This is a genomic window from Patescibacteria group bacterium (assembly GCA_027858235.1).
Classification (GTDB): Bacteria; Patescibacteriota; Patescibacteriia; order Patescibacteriales; family BM507; genus BM507.
In genome coordinates, this window is sequence record JAQIDC010000002.1 from 1 (window position 1) to 2,126 (window position 2,126).

General features: G+C 35.5%; 1 protein-coding gene. It reads left to right on the top strand.

Translation table 11 applies throughout. The features are described from left to right. Positions 1–187: 187 nt before the first annotated feature. Positions 188–2,126 (top strand): helix-turn-helix domain-containing protein (locus PF572_00030; GenBank protein MDA3839457.1); only part of this gene is annotated, 1,939 nt, incomplete at its 3' end.

Consider the following 2,126-nt stretch of genomic DNA (forward strand, 5'->3'; position numbering starts at 1 on the left):
TCAGACTTCGTAGTTTGCTTTTTCAAAACAGCTCAAACATAAGGAAAAGAGGGGAATCCTAGCTATTTGCGATATAATTGGACGCTAAGGATATTTATTTATTATAATGTACAAATAAATATATAAAAAAACAAGTTTTTACTTTGTTATTTTTTAGTTATAATTGCAGGAAATTCGATACTAAAAAATGGGCAATCTTTTTTCCGATACTGAACAACAATTTGATTTTATTGACAAAGGCTATGCTTTAAAGAAAACATCAGACAAGAATACGGTTCACTTATATCTAAATGGTGTTTTCACTAAGGAGCAAAGTCTTAGCCCAGCGATAGATAAACGACTTTTCGTTGTCGATTTGGTTGAGCGTCTGGGTGTAAATAGAACCAAATTGGCCTCCAGCTTGGGGATTTCACGACAGAGCATCAATAATTGGGTTGATATTTACCGTAAAAACGGTTCAAGCGGTTTAATCAACAATACGAAGGACAGTTGGAAGAAAAACCCCAAGCGCTTTACTGGCAATAAGGCACGTAATATGGAACACGCCCGCTTGGAGGCCAGGCAGGCAATCGAAAAAAAAGAATTGACAATAAGCTTTGACAAAGAAACAGAAGTTGAAGAAAAATATTGTGCCAACGCTAATGAACTATACATAGAACTCAATGATTATCAAGAAAATAGATATAGTGGAAGCATGTTGTATCTAGCCATTTTAATATCTAAATTTGATTTATTAAAACAATTATCTCCCCTTGTTGGCAATTACATATGGGTACCCCTTATGTTTGTGATGATGCAGGTAAACAAAATATTATCGGTAGAACAATTTAAAACTGCATATCGGAAGGAGTTCGGACAGATAATAGGTTTAAAGACCCTTCCCCATTTGGCAAAAGTCCGTGAAGATATTTGGGGATTGGTTTTATTAAAAAAAGCCAGCCAGGGGATGTCGAAATTTTTCAGGATTCAGATAATAAAAGGGATTGTTTCTATCTGGCGTATATTTTTAGATGGTCACTTAGTACCTTATTCAGGTAAAGAAAAAATACATAAAGCCCATTCTACCCAACGAGATCTGATGATGCCCGGTCAGACCGAATTTTTTGGGCATGACAGTAGTGGCAATATTGTTTATTTTGATATTCAGGAAGGTAAGGGCGACATGATCGAAAGTTTGCGCCAGATAAGTTCCTTAATTACCACCTATAATAAAGACCTTCCCCCATTAGTTGTTGTAGATAGGGAGTTATGGGGCGTAGAGAATTTTTTATCAATAAAAAAACTACGCTTTGTCACATGGGAAAAAAATTGTGACAAAGCACAACTGGCAAAATTAGATACCGATATGTTTTGCGGTCACCTAAAACTAAATAATAAGAAATACATCTTTTTTGAAGAGAAAAAGACTTATCAGAGCATAAATAAAAAGAGCATTGAATTAAGGCGTGTCATTTCACGTAACACCGATACCGGGGAGACTTTTGCTATTGTAACCAATGACACAATCGAAACCACTGAGGTTATTGTTGACAGCATGCTGAACCGTTGGGGATGCAGCGAGAACGGCTTTAAGCATTTAGGTACACGGACAAACATGCATTATAATCCGGTCTGGAAAATAGAATTGGAAAGTGAGCATCAGGAAATTACAAATCCAGAGTATATTGCCCTAAAAAAAGAGTTGAAGAGAAAAAAGGGGGAGCTTTCAAAAATCCAGAAAGAATTAGGTAAAAAAGAGCTGAAATTCAATAAAGACGGAACTCATAGGAAATCAGCCGTTCGAGAAAAAAACATAAATAAAAGAGAAACTGTAGGAGAAGAAATTAAACAGATTAATATTAAAATAGCAGAGTGCCATAAGCGTATAGACATTAGACAAACAGACTCAAGGGCTTTTAAAACTATTGATAATGAATCAAAAAAATGGTGGAACATATCAGAAATGATATTTTGGAATAGTAGAAAACAATTAGCCAAATTATTATTTTCCTATTTACCAGATAACCGTGACCTGTTACCGGTACTGGACGCAATCACAAGCTCTAAGGGCTGGATTAAAAATACAAAAAACACAATTACCGTCAAGCTGGAACCTATGGAAATACCTAGATTTAGAGATGCCCAGA